17 protein-coding genes are annotated in these 16,459 nt (G+C 42.2%); all 17 read right to left on the bottom strand.

Going from position 1 to position 16,459, the window contains the following annotated elements; all coding sequences use genetic code 11:
* Positions 1-26: 26 nt before the first annotated feature.
* The 17 genes from NYE45_RS18835 to NYE45_RS18915 all read right to left on the bottom strand — a co-directional run bounded on the left by NYE45_RS18835 (position 27) and on the right by NYE45_RS18915 (position 16,428).
* A complete protein-coding gene (locus NYE45_RS18835) occupies positions 27-242 on the bottom strand; it encodes a hypothetical protein (protein WP_340013598.1) in 216 nt (71 codons plus the stop codon).
* Positions 239-613: a hypothetical protein gene (locus NYE45_RS18840; RefSeq protein WP_340013599.1), complete on the bottom strand. Its 375-nt coding sequence runs from the start codon at positions 611-613 to the stop codon at positions 239-241. Before NYE45_RS18840 ends, NYE45_RS18835 begins: the two co-directional genes overlap by 4 nt.
* A gap of 79 nt (positions 614-692) precedes the next feature.
* A complete protein-coding gene (locus NYE45_RS18845) occupies positions 693-1,082 on the bottom strand; it encodes a hypothetical protein (protein ID WP_340013600.1) in 390 nt (129 codons plus the stop codon).
* Positions 1,083-1,219: 137 nt separating this feature from the next.
* On the bottom strand, positions 1,220-1,786 hold the full coding sequence (locus NYE45_RS18850; protein WP_083679489.1) for a sigma-70 family RNA polymerase sigma factor: 567 nt from the start codon (positions 1,784-1,786) through the stop codon (positions 1,220-1,222).
* Between the two features lie 598 nt (positions 1,787-2,384).
* Positions 2,385-2,801, bottom strand: a complete 417-nt coding sequence (locus tag NYE45_RS18855) for a Na-translocating system protein MpsC family protein (RefSeq protein ID WP_076331364.1) — start codon at positions 2,799-2,801, stop codon at positions 2,385-2,387.
* A gap of 239 nt (positions 2,802-3,040) precedes the next feature.
* The gene (locus NYE45_RS18860; RefSeq protein ID WP_340013601.1) at positions 3,041-3,238 is read right to left on the bottom strand and encodes a hypothetical protein; all 198 of its coding nucleotides are present in this window, start codon (positions 3,236-3,238) and stop codon (positions 3,041-3,043) included.
* Positions 3,207-3,530 carry a hypothetical protein gene (locus NYE45_RS18865; protein WP_340013602.1) on the bottom strand — a complete coding sequence of 108 codons (324 nt, stop codon included), beginning with the start codon at positions 3,528-3,530 and terminating at the stop codon, positions 3,207-3,209. The genes NYE45_RS18860 and NYE45_RS18865 overlap by 32 nt, the downstream gene beginning before the upstream one ends.
* A gap of 172 nt (positions 3,531-3,702) precedes the next feature.
* On the bottom strand, positions 3,703-4,620 hold the full coding sequence (locus NYE45_RS18870) for a hypothetical protein (RefSeq protein WP_340013603.1): 918 nt from the start codon (positions 4,618-4,620) through the stop codon (positions 3,703-3,705).
* Between the two features lie 15 nt (positions 4,621-4,635).
* On the bottom strand, positions 4,636-5,031 hold the full coding sequence (locus tag NYE45_RS18875; RefSeq protein WP_036672279.1) for a hypothetical protein: 396 nt from the start codon (positions 5,029-5,031) through the stop codon (positions 4,636-4,638).
* The gene (locus tag NYE45_RS18880; protein ID WP_340013604.1) at positions 5,028-5,588 is read right to left on the bottom strand and encodes a hypothetical protein; all 561 of its coding nucleotides are present in this window, start codon (positions 5,586-5,588) and stop codon (positions 5,028-5,030) included. The genes NYE45_RS18875 and NYE45_RS18880 overlap by 4 nt, the downstream gene beginning before the upstream one ends.
* A gap of 14 nt (positions 5,589-5,602) precedes the next feature.
* Positions 5,603-6,394: a hypothetical protein gene (locus tag NYE45_RS18885; RefSeq protein ID WP_133385367.1), complete on the bottom strand. Its 792-nt coding sequence runs from the start codon at positions 6,392-6,394 to the stop codon at positions 5,603-5,605.
* A 16-nt stretch (positions 6,395-6,410) separates the two neighbouring features.
* On the bottom strand, positions 6,411-7,364 hold the full coding sequence (locus NYE45_RS18890) for a hypothetical protein (RefSeq protein ID WP_340013605.1): 954 nt from the start codon (positions 7,362-7,364) through the stop codon (positions 6,411-6,413).
* Between the two features lie 3 nt (positions 7,365-7,367).
* The gene (locus NYE45_RS18895; protein ID WP_340013606.1) at positions 7,368-8,429 is read right to left on the bottom strand and encodes a hypothetical protein; all 1,062 of its coding nucleotides are present in this window, start codon (positions 8,427-8,429) and stop codon (positions 7,368-7,370) included.
* 12 nt (positions 8,430-8,441) lie between these two features.
* Complete coding sequence (locus tag NYE45_RS18900; RefSeq protein WP_340013607.1) at positions 8,442-8,750, bottom strand: hypothetical protein; 309 nt, start codon at positions 8,748-8,750, stop codon at positions 8,442-8,444.
* Between the two features lie 46 nt (positions 8,751-8,796).
* Entirely contained in the window at positions 8,797-10,563 is a 1,767-nt protein-coding gene (locus NYE45_RS18905) for a hypothetical protein (protein ID WP_340013608.1), read from the bottom strand.
* Positions 10,564-10,622: 59 nt separating this feature from the next.
* On the bottom strand, positions 10,623-11,756 hold the full coding sequence (locus tag NYE45_RS18910; RefSeq protein WP_340013609.1) for a hypothetical protein: 1,134 nt from the start codon (positions 11,754-11,756) through the stop codon (positions 10,623-10,625).
* Between the two features lie 16 nt (positions 11,757-11,772).
* Positions 11,773-16,428 (bottom strand): hypothetical protein, encoded by a 4,656-nt coding sequence (locus tag NYE45_RS18915; RefSeq protein ID WP_340013610.1) that lies wholly within the window; start codon positions 16,426-16,428, stop codon positions 11,773-11,775.
* Positions 16,429-16,459 lie beyond the last annotated feature (31 nt).

Below are 16,459 nucleotides of genomic sequence, written 5' to 3' on the forward strand. Positions count from 1 at the left end.
ATAGAAGAAATAATCTCATACCTAAGTTAGGATTGGTCTTGTTCACTTGGCTGAAATACGATGATTGCAGCATATTCCAACGTACTGCTGATTGGATCAACGTTGGAGGTGAACTCCAGTCCGGTAACGAATGTATGTGGTTTGGATAACATCCAGGCATTAATCAATTCTTCCACACCTGCAGCGCTAGCGGATACAAACGTTTTTACAGCTAAATCTGAAGCGTAGTTCAACACCTTCATTGCTCTTTACCAGAAGAGTCTTGTTCCTCTTCCTTTTTCTCTACAATGAGTTGATTAAACTCCTCTTCGGTCAGTTCATGAATCTCCAATTCGAAAGCACTTGTCAGAATGTAACCCATACCATCCGTTAAATGAACGTTATAAAATGTTTGTGCTTCTTCATGAAAGGTACCCTCTTCATAGTTGAATCCAATAACGGCTTTTTCGTAACCAGCTACACGACCAGCAAACCATACGTTCGCCTGGGTGGTTGCGCCGGTTGGTGTCTGAACCTCATGCATATTGGTCGGCGCGTGGATATACTTTCCAATCATACTTGCTACGATTTCTTCCGTTAATTTATCTTCTTTTGCTTTGATCATATGTGTCATCGGATTATTCCTCCATTGAATTAAAGTCTGGCAAACATTCATGCCCTTACATTCTCTATACGTGTTATCGGATCATCAGTTAAATTGGAGGCGGAGATGAAGGATTTGTTCCACTGCTGCTTATGACCAAATAGTTCGTCCGCATATGGTGAACAGCCCTGTCCAGATCAGCCACTCGTTTGGAGACAAATTCTTCAATCACAGGCTCCAACTGCGTAAAACCTACACCCAAGATTGGTTTTTTATGAATATAGGCATGATGAATAATCACAATATCAGTAGAAGTCAAATGATTCATATCCAGATTAACCAAGACTGCATCGGCTTGTAGGACTACTTTCTCAATGATCATGGCATACTCCCTGTTGCTTAAATCAGAAGCTGTCGAAGCATCATGACTTGCCCAAGCGATATCCGAAAATTCCTCCAGACGTTCCATCGCAAACCCCAAAACCACCACACTAAGCATCTTGTTCCGCCTTTCTTACTCTGTACTAATCTCTCTATACGACATAAAAAAGCACCCAGTTAAGGGCGCTCTCTCTGTTCTATGTAGGTTACTGAATCTATCTTCATCAAACTTTGGCTATTAATTGCCATTTATGACTACAATGCTTCGTACTTCTCACGAATCGCTTTCCATAACTGGGATATACGTGCCTTGGATACACCTAACATGCCTGCAATCTCTACAAATTCATATCCCGAAGTCCGAAGTTTAAAGATTTGCTTCTCTCGTTCATTCAACTTCATATTCTCCATGATATCTGTTACAAACTCAAAATTCTCATAAGCAAAACCAGCATGACCAAGCGCTAATGCGATATCTGAGCCTTCCGACTCATCGCCACCACCCTGATCCGTGCACATGATCTGTACAGCGTTAACCACACTGAGATTTTTCTCAGACATGCATTTGCGGTACATGTCCTTGATTTTATTTTCGATAAGATGATCAACAAACGTCGACATTTTCGCTTTTTCTGCATCATACTTGTCCAGAGAGTTAACCAATTTGATCATTATTTCCTGGGTCACATCTTCTTTTTCCATCCCGGCAAATGTTTTACCTCTAAGCTTGTGACGACACTTCTCCTGAGCTTTGTTCAGGAACATGTCTATATCCCCAATTTCAAATAAATCATCAAAACCCATAGCAGTTGTAGCAGACATTATACATTTCCCCCATTAACAATTTAATTATCTGTAGTTCGTATACTTTCTTCACAATCTAGTCGCTATCCAGCGTGATCTTACTTCACATACCCGATATTGCTCCCGAAATCTCATATACCATATGTAGTCTTGTTACACACAATTGAAGCTAATAAGCCTAATTACATACAAACGATCAGGAAACCGCTCCTTTGATCCGCCTCCTCATTCCCATTCGATTACATTCAGAATAACAAATACGAACTAATGTTCGCAACATTTATTTATTTCGTTCGCTTATATGCCTTTTACTGACTATATACGAAGTATACGTTGAAAGGTAAAGAAGCATTTTATACAAACAAAAAGACCAACACAGAGCGCACCACTGGAAAATACCAAAATGGTGGAATGTGTCGGTCTTGGTCTGACATCTATTTCGTCCCAATTACCGAAGATATGGCCTTCAAGTTCTTTAACAAGGTTATAGGCTTCGTCAAGATTATTAATCTATTCAATCGCCATAAGGGTAGTATAAGGAAATATGTAGGATATTGTCAACAACAAAATTAGTTCCTAAGAACCTGTCCAGTATTCAAACGGAAATTATTAGGTCTTAAGGCATGTTTATCTCATCATTTTTTAGCAGCACTTCAACATCCTTGTTCATCTTGAAGACAGTAATCTGTTCCGCAAAATCATGGCCAAAAAACGTTGTTTCGATGTCTTCAATCTTCAGACCCATGTTGATATAGGAGAAAACGGGATTGAAATCTTCCCTCATCATTAGTGCAAGCTTTACCTTGTATTCGGCGAAAATTTGACTTGAGTGCGATTGCATATGTTCCAGCATGAATGCTTCAGGCTTGGTGAATTTTGCTGTAAACTTTAAGATGATAAAATGATTCATGATGGAGACTCTGGTATCTACCGGCCCGCGTTCAGTAAAATCTTTTCTTATTCTGGATGCCAGCTTTGCGAGCTCTCTTTCCAAGTCTTTTATCTCAATGTCCCATCCCTCCTTGCCAATCATCCTGACCCCTTCTACTGCCCCTGAACATATGAATTCAACCTAGTTTAATCAAAACTGCTTATACAAGACAAGTTTCAATGGATGCATTAAATCAAGTCACTATCAACTTTTCATGAAAAAGGAATAGACCCCAGAACTAGGCTTGGGGTATATCACTTTATTAACTATATTTTATAATTATTCAAATAAATTAGAAGTTGATGCTGAAAAACTAACATTAGTTAGCGTAAACGCTCTATTTAATTTATCGTTTCATTGGATATCTCTATTTTGAGCAAGCTAAACGCAACCAGGTTCAAAACGACATGGGCACCATAGTCCCGTTCGATCAAATCGAACGCTTCTTCCGTGGCTCCAACCAGATCTTCCTTATCCGAGGTCATCTCGGTAGTGACGATCTCCTCATTATTCAGTGCGAAGGTCAGCCTGTACAGCATCTGCGTTCCCCTCCTTAGAGGTCAATTCAATATTTCGCACATCGGTAAGATCAATGATATGAACCACATCATCTGTATCTTCCAGCGTAATCGATTTCCCTTCGTTCTTGTGTTTGGTGAAAAGTCGGCGATATTCTTGCTTAACCTCATCGGCAGTTAACGGAATTTCGCGTACGATTTTATCCGAATCTTTCTCTTTCTGTTGTAATCTAGGGTTATCTTCCATCCAGTTTACCGTCTTCTTCTTCCCACTTCCCTTGAAATAGAAATGAGCAGTAAGTTCAATATTCATCGTACAACACCTCCCGGAATAATTACGTTCTCATACTACTTTCTCTATACGCCTTGATCATCAGATTGTTAATGCTAATCTTCATATGTTAATGCGGGATTCACAGACTATTTCGTTGTTAAAAGAAAAATGAGCTGTCCCTAGCCAATATGACTTATGGAACAGCCCCTCCTTATTCATATTTCTTAACCGCTATGCGATTGCCGAATGAGTCATATGTATATTTAAAGTTGGTTTGAACAGGTGTTGTTCCCACCCTGGTGATGGACTTGCCCATAAGTCTTCCCTCTTCATCATACTGGTAAATGACATCAACCAAAGTAGGAAGCTGCACGAAGTCCAGACCGTCATATCGATATATCTCACCAATCGAAATGACCAGGAAGGATTCATCCTGTGCATAACCTTCTGGAGAAGCCGGCATGGTAAGTACAGGTGCTCTCACTAGCTGCTCGGTGTAGTTGTCTGTAACGACTTGTCGAATAACTCTTCCCTGATTGTCAAAAGCAAAATATGTAACCACATCCGTATAATCTACCAAGTCGCTGATCGATTCCCAGGGATCAATGACATTGAGGCGTTTTCGTTCCCCCCAAGTCATGCTCACATGTGTTTCTCCATCGCTGATCATATCGGCACTATGTGTATCAGGATGTGTGTAATGATTGGCCTTAAGCTCGATGTTGGACAACTTTTCACGTTCGTTCAGAGTCATGATAACGTTATGACTTCCATCTGTTAACATATCAGCACTGTGTGTATCCGGATGGCTATAGATCACCGTTTTGGTACCATTAAGATTAATGGTACCATTCTCCGGATGATTCGACACTCGATCACCACCTACCTTTACATATTCCCCGCTGCTGTATGTATAGGTCGTTGATTCATTTTGATTACTTGAATCTTGGCGTACTAGATATAATCTTCCTGCTTCACCCACGGTGGGCAGTTCTGTTTTGAGTCTGACCGAGACCACGTTCCCTACTGACACCGCGTCCAGTCTGCCATCAAGTGAGGCATAAGAATCCCTGGCTTGTTTAACTTCACGTTCTACTTTGGCAGCTTTGCTGAATGAAACAATATCCATATGTTGGTCCTCCTCCTACCTCGTAGTCAAACCAACGACCTCAATATCGAAGTTGGCCACATCTGTACCCAGATTTTTTAACGACAAGTGAAGTGTTGAAGTCCCATCTACGTCCTCATATGGCAAATCGATCATATCGTAAATCCCTTCCATAAAATTCCCTGTCGAGTATTGCGCATTGTTGAAATAGAGAACCTCCGGATGTGGACCGGCACTGTTCAAAACATGAACTTCCACATTTGTCTCTCTGGACGGAATGACCCTAATTGTTTTGATCATGAATCGAGGATGTTCCATGGGAATATCAATCATTGCCTTCGCCCCACCGCCAACATACTCAACCCTTTGGGCAAATGATACTGGCAATAGCACTTTTCTCATCTCCTCCATTAGTTTCCATGTCCTGTTCAAGAGTCTTCCCTCCTTCTAGGAATATGCGTATCTGGATACCGTCGTGGACGAATATGATTGCCAGATGTGTTGCCACTTCCGCTGTAAGACCAATCCCCCCACGTTTTCCCCACTAACCCCGCTTGCTGGACAGGAATCTTGACCTTAATGCACCAATCAAGCCCCGCAAAATTTTGTTTTGTTTTTAGACCTCTTATGCTGTCTCGAATTAAACCTGACCCACTGGATTGGGTCAAAAATTGATGCTTCAGTATCATATTTTTTTCATTAGGAATTCCCACTCTGGTTCGTGGCCCATAAATATATTTATCTGTAACGTATCCAATCAAAAGATCATTATGGTTGTCCAGTACCCTCCATGTACCCCAACGGTAGATGTCAATTAATTCAGTCGTAGTGGATAACGTTCCTAATGAATAGACCATTTCCTTACCCTCAATGGATAACGGAACAGCATCAAGATCGTATCCAATGCTATGGAAAACTGCCGCCTTACTCTGGGTAAAAAGAGAACCGCTCTCGGCGGTCCCTACAACTTTCCCTTGATGTATAGCCATGTCCATTCACCACCTTAATTCATCAGGACAGCAACCGTAGCTCCTGATAAGAAGCTCTGTCCACCAATCGACAGAGAGTATACCTTATATGTTTTGGTGCCGACTTTGATCTCATCTCCATGAGAAACTCCGGCAGAAGGTACCGCATAGATGTCAATAAGCTCGCCTCTTGGGCCTTCCACACCATTACACATAATTACCGGAGCAAGGTGATAAAGAGACCCCCAGCCTGGATTAACAGGAAGCATGGCAGAGTAGGCATCATAAATGTTATTCACCATCTGTTTATCTTTATCACGCAACGTCCTGATCCCGTTATCCCCGTTGTAGCTGAGACCTACACTCAAACTTGAGGAATCCGTCTCTGTGGCATACCTGTTCAGAATTCCGAAGTAACCCAGATTGGATATACCGGTAACCGAGTTCACATCCCCCTGCAAATAAATAATAATACGGTTGGGTTGAACTGAAACTTGGTAATCGATTAATAGATTCGTATCAACGGCACTCGTATGACATAGGAAGTCCTTTTTTACTTCGGCTCTTCCCAAAGGTATACTACCATCTGTTGCCATCACATCTTCAGCCACACTAACGGTCAATGTGTTTCCCGTTGTTCCCTTCGTGTTTCCAACCTCAAGTCTGAAGAACAGTTTATCTGAGCCCGTTGTGCCCACCGATTTCAGTACGATCACACTCGCTGTCTCGTAAAAAACAGACCAGGGAGATCCCGCAATCGTTTTAAAGCCTTGAACAATATTCGCGAATAATTCATTCATCTTAACTTTGCCTGTGAAATTAGCCATCCCTCATAAACACCTCCTATATTTGGAAAAGTAACGCTCTTTGCCCGCCACCAAGCAGTCTCGCACCATGGAAGAACTTCGGCCTTGAATACACAGGAACTTGGTTCGAATTGTAGTAATAACGTCCATAGTCCGTATTCGGATAATCCTGATCTTTGACATGAAACACGTAGTACTTGCCATCATTGCCAAGATCGAGGATCGATCCGTCCGGGTGCTGCGCACTGTTTTTAAATACAATGGAACGCATACCCTTGAATTCGCCCCTAGCTCCTTCAGATGGATGGTAGACCATGAAAGGCGTAACATAGTATCTGGAACCCACGCCTGGAGAAGGAATCGACTCTGTTCCAAAATTGTACAGTGCATACTCCGTTCCATTCCGTGAAGTCATCACGACACCTCTCGGTGTATCGTATTGATCTGATGTGTTGTTATCCGAAGCGGATAAAGGCATGTGTGGGAAAACGCCATAAAATTTGTTGGCAATCGCCGGGTCTTCTTGCTCTAATGGCTGGCATTTACCTAGGAATATTCGTACTGGGTAAGCTCGTTCCGGGTAGTTCAGACTTTCTCCATGGATAAACAGAATATCCTCATTCGTAATTACAGACCACTTATAGTTCACATTGTACTGCACGTTATGACACAAAAATGGCGTTTCCGTCATGAATTTATCTGTGTCCACAGGCGGATTTACGAATAGATCTGGTGATGCCACATTGCTTCCCAGGTTCTTCAGTCCCCAGCGAATGTTGACTCCTCTGGCGTGCGCCCATACACACATGGTAAAACGCATGGATGTATTTTTTTTATTGGTAAGCAGCGCATTTCCCCAGTTGGCATAGGTTGTTTCGGCCGTATGTATGGTATCCCAGTAAGGATCGAGTGCATCCTTCAAGGTGTTAACAAGCGTTGAAGTAAACAAGCTTAGCGTACTGGTAAACTCGTGTCTGCGAATCATGGTCATGCACTACACCTCCTTCTCAATCTCGAATAGCAGTACCCGCTGTCCACCACCGAGTAGTAACGCTGAATCGAAGAAGTAGGGTTTACCCTTGTAGTAAGCTCCATTGCTTGTATAAAAACCTTGATGTGTTGGGGGATGCTGTTGATTCATAACATGGAAAACATAATAGCGTTCCTCTCCAAGATCAAGAATAGAACCATCGGGATACATACCTGCATCCCTTAAAACGGCTGTTCGAATACCATAAAACTCTCCACGAACACCTTCTGATTCATGCCATACATAGAAGGGCGAAACAAAGTACCTCCCACCCAAACCTGGAGAAGAGACTTGAGAGCTTGTTGAAAAGTGATATAGAGCATTTGCTGTGCCGTTTCTTGATGTTCTCACATAGCCTCGCCCTGTGCTATACTTTAATTCGTCGTCCAACATATTCAGCCCTAGAGGATAATGTCCGAAAACGCCTACAAAATCGTTAGCTACTAAAGGGTCTTCATTTTCGAAAGGTTTCAATTTTCCAAGATACAATCTTACTGGATATGCTACGTCAGTAGCATTCTGTGGCTCACCTAACATGAAAATATAATGCTGTGAGCTGAATAAGCTCCATTTCCAGTATACATTTGGGGCATTGCTTGTATTCGAATAGGCCTCATTGATGCAAGTATTTAATGGTATTTCTGACACAGCGCCTACTTCAGTATAAAGATCAGGTTTAACTACTGAGCCATTGTTTCTATATCCAGTTCTAAGTAAATAACCCCGTGTGTAGTCATTAGTATAATAATTAGTATAAAATCTTGATATGTTCATACTTATTGTAAAAAATAAACTTGGATCATTTTTGTTTTTTGCTGTTATCGTTCCTTGGTTTCCTGTAAATCTACTGGTGTTATTCCAGCTTCTTGGAATCGCATACTCATTCGTTGTATTGTATTCCCATTCCCAGTTGGTATCTCCATATAACTCTTGACTTACAGTTTTATAGAGTTCTGAAATGAATGTGGACGAGTAAGAATAAAACTCGTATCTTCGTAGCGCGCTTAGTAGAATGTTCTCAGCCACTCTAATACCTCCTTAAGTCCCGAATCTTAAACTCATATCACGAAAAATATGTTCCTTAATAACAGTAAACAAGACTGTTTTCACCATGTTGCTTCTCTCTGTTATAAGATTCTCTTGATAAGACTGCTCTTGTTCACTGGCTTCATCTTCTGAATCCACACCACTAGAATCAGCCTCATGAATTTCAGGCAGCCCTTTAAGTGAAGGCAGAAACTTATGAGCCACATTATCAAACAGGATATTGCTTTCAAAAGCAAAGATCAGAATCTCAATTTCTTCTGTACTGAATGGCTCCGAGTGATTGCCAACTAATTTATCCATAATGGTATGTAGTGCAAACTTCACATCCTGCACGGTCCTCGTCACGTCAAATCACAACCTTTCTAATTTTTACTTGTTTGATGTTACCGCTAGCATCGTATTCAAATGCCTTCTGAACTCCTTGGCCGTCATAGATCAAGTTCTCGGTCTTAACGGTACCATCTGCATTGTAAGTGAACGATGTTTTCTTCAATAGCTGCGGTGTCAATTCTACGGAGAACACTTCTTCTGACTCGATGTCACCATTAGAGAAGTAGTTATACACGACATCAAGCTCAAGGGCACTTCCTTCTAGAAAGACAAGCCTCCTCCGGATATCCGTGTCATCGAAGGTAGCACCACCTTGAAGCACATAATACTCTGCACCATTGTTAATTTCACGCAGCACTTTCCCCGTAATGTCACGCTGATACTCAATGGACTTAATCTGCCCGTTACTCTCGGTAACCTCTTGTCGTTCCAGATTTCCATCCGGGCTATAGAAGTGCTCAATGGTGCGGTTAATCCCTCCATCAATCTTCTCGGTATGTACTTTTCCATCTGGATAATAGGTATATTCAGTTACCGAAGTGGTGTTAATAATAGACCCACGACCAATGACCGTTACTCGGGCTTCCTTGGGTACATCAAAAGTAAATCGTATCAGCGTATCGTTATATTCAATGTAATCGTCTACTGCATCCATGCGTATTCCATCCAGAAATACCTCTGCCGAATTTGAACCAATCACATATCGGGGCACTTGAAAATCTCTAGTCGTCGACAACCTGCTGTTAGGAGCAGAAGTGAAATGGAATACGGATTGATGCTCCATGGTGCCTCGACTCTCAGCGAGTTCAAGACGACTCTGCATATTGTCGAGTCTGTCCTTAAGAGCATCATAGACTACTCCATTTTTATCTTCTCTTGAAACCATAACTTCTTTAGCAGTTTCTTCTAATTGGGCTTCCATCGCTTTGATTGCCGTATGATGTGTAGCAATAGTTATGGTTTGCTCACCAACCGTTTTTTCCAGATCATCTACACGAATTCCCAATGCTGACATGTCATTTTCAACAGAACCCTTTGTTAAGAAATACCTGAAATCCAAAGCCGTGAGTGAAGTTGTTGGAGAAACTCCGACATCGAGTCCACCAACAATCATGGCATCCTTGGGCTCTTTTTGATCTGAGCTATAAGAGTACTCCCCATTTTCATGAAGAAAAATATAATATGTCGTATTTGCCACAATGTCTGTAATACTGAATGTCTGGGTAAATTGATCCACAATAACCTTGTTGATACTGGCTCGTCCTGCATTAATCGTAACTTGAACACTGTTATTTGTATCTAGGTACGTGGGGTTGGTAACACTGAGATCCTGAATGGGTTGCTTCGCTACAACTTCAATCGCTTTCTCCAACGTGTCAAATCGATGATCTATGGATGCCTCTGCTCCACGTGCTTCTTTCATTTCCATCTCAGCCAGGCTCAATCTCTTCTCGTGGTCATCCTGACTTTTGGAAAGAGTGTTGACATCTGCTCTTGCCGTCAGAATATCCTGCTGAACATCATCCAATCGTGAGCTGTTTGAAGTAACCTTAGTCTCGACATCGCCTAGTCTCTGCTCATGACCTTTTACTGAATCTCGGCTATCGTGTGCAGACTCTTCTACGAGTGTGATTCGGTCGCCTAGACTAAGTGCAGTCCCTCTGGCTTCTTCCAACTCTGCAAGATAGGAATCAATCTCATCATGCGTACGAACCCCAATATCACTCAATTCCTTATGACTCTTGGCGGATGATCGATGAGACTGGTTAATTCTTACTGACATTTGACCACCTCCATTCATGCCTTACATGATCTATACGTAATTACTCCAATACGATTAAGTCATATGTATGTCGAATACATCTGTAGCGAAAATTTGACCTGGGAAGCATACCTGTCTTGAGACTCTTCCCTTTGCATTCGCAGCCAGAATCGATAGGACGCTCCTGGCAAAATGGTAAACGCGGTGATTGAGTAGCTGAAAGACCCAGGAACGCCTTCAACATCGGGCGCAATCTGCACTTTATCCATTCCGCTTGTGAGCGCAAAAGTTACATTTTTAAAGTCTCCTGATATCATGGGGTTCTTGGCAAACATTCGAACTTCTTGTGTAGCAGAACCACCTGCCGTTAAATAGCCTAGAAACCGATCCGTGTTGGGATAAAGAAGCACATCGAAATCTTCTCCTGTTTCAGGATTCGACTCTTTGTAATATAAATCTGGTGTAACCTCAAAATACATTAGGTCTCCCTTGTATAACTTTATAGAATCCATGGCCTGAAACCGATTTCCATCTGGAAGCCTAATCCCGAAATTGCCCTCAAACGGATAGGGATATGGATCCATGTTAAAATGTACAACCGTTTCCTCAGATCGGCACACCCTGGACTCAAGCACAACACCATTCAGATCGATTAGATCAACCACAGTTCCTTTGGTTAGATTGTCTACAGCAATAGATGTTCCTTTGTTGATTCGAATATACTCAACATGCATGGGATGATCCCCTTCACCCTTCAGATACAGACCAATTTTAGGGGCTCCCACCAGTTCTACAGAACCAATGATGTTCCAAATCAAACCATCATCTGACCAATACGCCGTATAATAGTTGTAATCTCGAATCAAACGAATCCAAGGGTAGGTCTTTAACAAAGGCGTTGGCAAAGACACATCCAGAAACTCTTCAATCTCCATGTAATTATGTTCGTCTACAAACACGATAACCCCACCGTAACATCCCTCTGTATCGGGATTGTAACTGTTCTTCACATCCATGACGAATTGCTTCATATCTGTCAGAGGTTTATAGAACATATACAGCGGATCTTGACCATGTTTGAGCACCAGGCTGCCACTACCCGCTTGATAGCGAGTAGCATCGTTAGGGAGTACTTCCCATTTGGAATCCAGGTTGGAGCTTACGAACGCATCCTCATAAATCCTGCCTGATTCTTTCAATCTCGCAACACCCATATAGAACCTCCTTTCTTTACGTGAATAACCAGATGCGTTTACCAATTACACACATCTTAGGCCTTGCTTTCCAAACTTCCAGCAAGCATTTAATAAGCGCTTCAACACACTTGTCCCCCCCACCGCCTTCGCAGTAAGGAATGACATAGATGTCATCACATATCCAGTTGGTCAGTTCCATCCAGTCCAGATTAGCGTATTCGTAGCTACGCGTACCCACTTCCTGAAGGGAGGTGAACACCCATTTGAATTCATGTTTGCCTTTGGGCACCGGGTGTGAAAAAGTATAGTATCCACCCTCTTGGGTGAATGTTTTGATCAGCTCATCGTCAATGAAGAAATCCAATTGACAATCAAACGGCTCAGGTACCCACACCCATCTTTCGTAGGCTTTGAAGTCATGCAGCCGGAAGGTTGTCAGATATCGTTTTCCTGTCCATTCGCTGATCTGCCCCTTCTGATCTGTTGTAATCTCCACTTTATACTTGCTATATGGCTTGGGAGCCAGATCATTCAGTTCGAAGCCACGATACCCATCCCCGTAATACTTTTCATCCCATAACACTTTTCCGTCCTCACGTGTAATTTTCACGCGCATATTACTGTTATCGCAGCCACCCATCCAGATCGGTTTGTTATTCCAAACTTCAAAGTGGGTCACTTCTGCCCAGGATGGTTCAACTTTAATAATATCATCAATATTCAGTTTTCCTCCCCAGATCATTGCCCCGTCTCCAGGGCATCCCTGCTCGAATCGAACACGAACCTCGTAATTCTTTTTCTGATCTGAGGTATTCTCGACTTCAATGGAGATGATCTGATCATCTTCATTTGTAACTTCTCGTGGTGGGATTATTAGTTGACCGTCCTCGTAAGTTTCAATGACAATTTTGGTTCCTCGACAAGCCCTATCTCTATTCTCGTATAATCGAATAACGTCGAGCCAGGCATGACTGCCACCATCTGGCGCAGTCGTATCTGGTCCAGGTGGATTCCATGAATCTTCTCCTGGATGGGGAGATTTATCCTTTAGATATATCCCCCCCTTCGCATCAGTGCAATAAGCGCCCCAGGTCTCTGTAAAGCTCCCATTACTAAGCGTGAAACCACCAGCATCAAGACCCGTGGCGTTCGATGAGCCCTTATTTTTATGGAGTGTGTATGTAATGGTATATTTAGTTCCAGGTTCTAGGTTAGTTGGAATTTGGATGCTTTCACCTGTTTGGTTACCTGCTTCTACTTTCAATTTTCTAAGAAGGCTTTTTGCCCCAGTCTTAGTATTTGTCAATTCAACATCTACATACGTTTTATTATCATAAATAGAGTAATTAACTAGTTTATCTCCGTTTTTACCGTTAGGATCTTCAGTTCGAATTTGAAGGTTCTTAATGGATGCATGATAAGGAATCCCTTTTGAATCTTCATCTTCGTCTTTCAAGGTATCCGTAAGTCCAATACACAAGGTATAAGTACCCGGCTCCTTAACAGTCACTTTTTTGTTAAAAGGTATTGCATCCTTCCACTGCTTATCAGTAATGGATTTGTAGTTAATTATTCCTTGATTGTACCCTAAATTTTTCTTCTTATCTAAGATGACTACACCTTTTTTCGCCTCTACTTGTGTACCTTTGTAATACTGGACACGAAATCTGGCTTTCTCATCTCCATCAAATAGATAACACATATAATCGAAACTGATTTCAAAGCTTCCATTACAATAAAATTCAACGTAAACTTTTCTGGTGTGTTCACTTCCAAAATCTGAATCTTTATTACCTGGTCTGGTATTACGGACATCTATTGAGTAATAATTTAAATTTTTACCCGGCTCTTTTATTCCTGCTTCTGCTTTGAAAGTAGAATCTTTAAGCGTTCTTAATCCATATACCTTTAACTTTTGAACCGGGTATACAGTGAGATATTCCGAGAATTGAATCGTCCCAACGTCGGAAACAACAAAATCTCGTTTAATGGCTTTATTGTTCGTAACACCTATCGCATATGCTCCACCAGATCCTGAGAAGACCTGTCCCTGATTATAAGCCTTCCACAAAGCATTACGATCAGACTTACCTGAATAAAGCTTTTGCCCGTATTGAATGTCATGATTCTTGAACGAAGCTGGATAACACTCTTCTCCAAAAGGACTTTTAACTGCTATACCTGATTGATCATTAACGGTACCATTCCCTCCGGAATTTGCTGATCCATTTTCTGCTCCGCCCGTACTACCATTACCTGGTGCATACGCCTTACCATCCCGGTAAATCCAGCGGAAACTGTGACTCCCCGATGGTAATGGATACATACAATTTGTTCCATCGTCTCCATTGGACTGACTCCCGGTCCAGACTGAAACACCATCAATTTGAAGTTCCAGTTTCTCGCCGGTGTCAAATTCCCCTCCATACTGCCAGCAGATATATCCTGAGTTGTCTAACTGTGCTTCAAACTCGCATATGAAATCCTGATCATGACCTTGGGCCCACATCACGCCATCTCCGACTACAACTTCTTTCCAATCCCAACTCCCTATGAACCTCAATGCCTCATCATAGTTGCCTTCGTCATTAAATATCTCTTTAAACACGTTCTCATCTCTTGAAGCTCCTGTGACAGGATTATACGCGGCGTCCATTGCCGGATATATACGCATATGCTCTTTTACACTAAACTTGGCACCAGGGTTCAACTCCGCCTTATACGTAATCGTATCTCCATGTTGTTCTGTCCTTGCACCAGCATCCGTAACATCCCAGTTCCTTGTCACATCAACATATGAGCCTAGCGGAGATAAGGTACGATATGTATTGCCGGTGTTGTTTCCATAGGTGAACGGTTTATCCATCTCATATATGAGTGGTTCTTCGGTCAATCTATCTCGAATATAAAACTGTATTAGATTAGTACCAGCCTCTAAAGGGATACGTATCTGATCTCCGTGACTTTGCATGGTTGTATAATGTTCTAACATACCGTTGACTGTTACCTCGAACGCTTCAGTAGTCCTCAATTGATGAGAGTAATTGAATAAAAACCAACCATCATCATCTAAAATCACCTCTGTTTGGGCAATCATATCACCATGCTTTGGTTCATCCAGACGCAAGGTATCATTGTGACGAATCCAACTGGGATTTCCCGACATTGTCCATTGATAATTCCCAATCCCTTGTCCATAAAGACTGGGCTCCCAGTGATCAATTTCTTGAGGTGGACAAATGACCTCAACTACCCCTTTCAGGTCAATGGTCGTATCATGCCCTGCAACAATTTCATACTCAATCTTGGCTAGGTCGGTTTCCGTTTCTGAATATTCTCCATTTAGTATCCACTCCACACCATGCACTGATCGAGCATAGCTGCCATGATCTCCATCCCCGCGCTGGGTACGTTGAAGCATTTTATCGTCGAAAAACAACTCATAATCATGATCAGGATAGGGCTCTTCATCTACACCCATTTTGTAGGCAAATGAGATACTTCCGTTACATTCGTTGTCCAAATCCATTATCATAGTTTTCTTTCGTAAATCATCTGCAATAAATTGACCTTGAAAATGCGCTTGTGCCACACTTTGTGGGGATCTTACTACCCAATTACCGTACTCATGTACATGCTCCCCATCCAAATCATAATCCAGAGGCGCAGGCGGCTTGCGTGTATCCACAATCTCAACGACTTCAACATCCTTGATATAAATGCCATTGTTCTGCCATACTTCAGGTCTCATTTTGCGAATTAACCAGTCGAACTTGTACATCTGTCCTGGCTGCAACGTAAATGCAGCTTCCTGCCATCCACTGTTCTCGCTCCATTCGCCCCCAACTTGCTGCCCATTAATATAGAACAGCATGCCATTACCACGCTTGGCGCTAGCCAGGTACTTGAACCTAATCTGTCCATAACGCTTCACACGCCAGTTAAATGTTATTTTGGATGAGTTGCCAATCTCCAGAAGTCCTAAATCCAGTTTTAAGATCATCTCTGAACCAGATTGTTCATTTAGGCCTACAGAGTGAACAGCTACCCATTCCTGATCCTCCGTCGATGATACATATCTGAAGAAATCAGGGAATTTATTCGAGAACGGGACGTCCTTTTTCATAGAAAAGAGCGGGATCTCATATACGGTTGCATCAAAATGATTAAAGTAATTCCCACTAAAATGATGGTAGTATGGTGCCGGACAGACGGGCAATGACACACCATGATGACTACCGCCAGGCTTCTGAGCATTTTCAAGAATCTTGTGAATACAATCTTTAATCATCTGCAGTACCCGCTGATATTGTGTTTTATCTGGAGGCTGCTGCTGTTCTACCCACCATTCAATCCTGCGATACATATTCCACAGTGCTTCACGGCAGCGTACACTCGTATACCACGACTTATCTTTCAGATATTGCTCAATGATTTGATCAATACTATTTTCCAGTGCATCCAATTGAACCGTCTGCCATCGTCCGATCTGACCGTAACCTGGATCACCCAGAATAGGATTATTTTCTTCGCCATGCCGGTCCGTTTCACTCCTCGGTGCATTGGGACTCTGCGGTAAATACGCAGGGTTATTGGGGTTGCCGTAACTTTCGTCCGCAATCTTCGCTCTCATATTGGCGAACAATACACCTTTCTGTGATTTGGAGAACAAACCAAATGTATGACCCATACCAATCACCTCCCAATCTCTCTATACGACA

It is taken from the genome of Paenibacillus sp. FSL K6-1318 (assembly GCF_037976905.1).
GTDB lineage: Bacteria > Bacillota > Bacilli > Paenibacillales > Paenibacillaceae > Paenibacillus > Paenibacillus amylolyticus_A.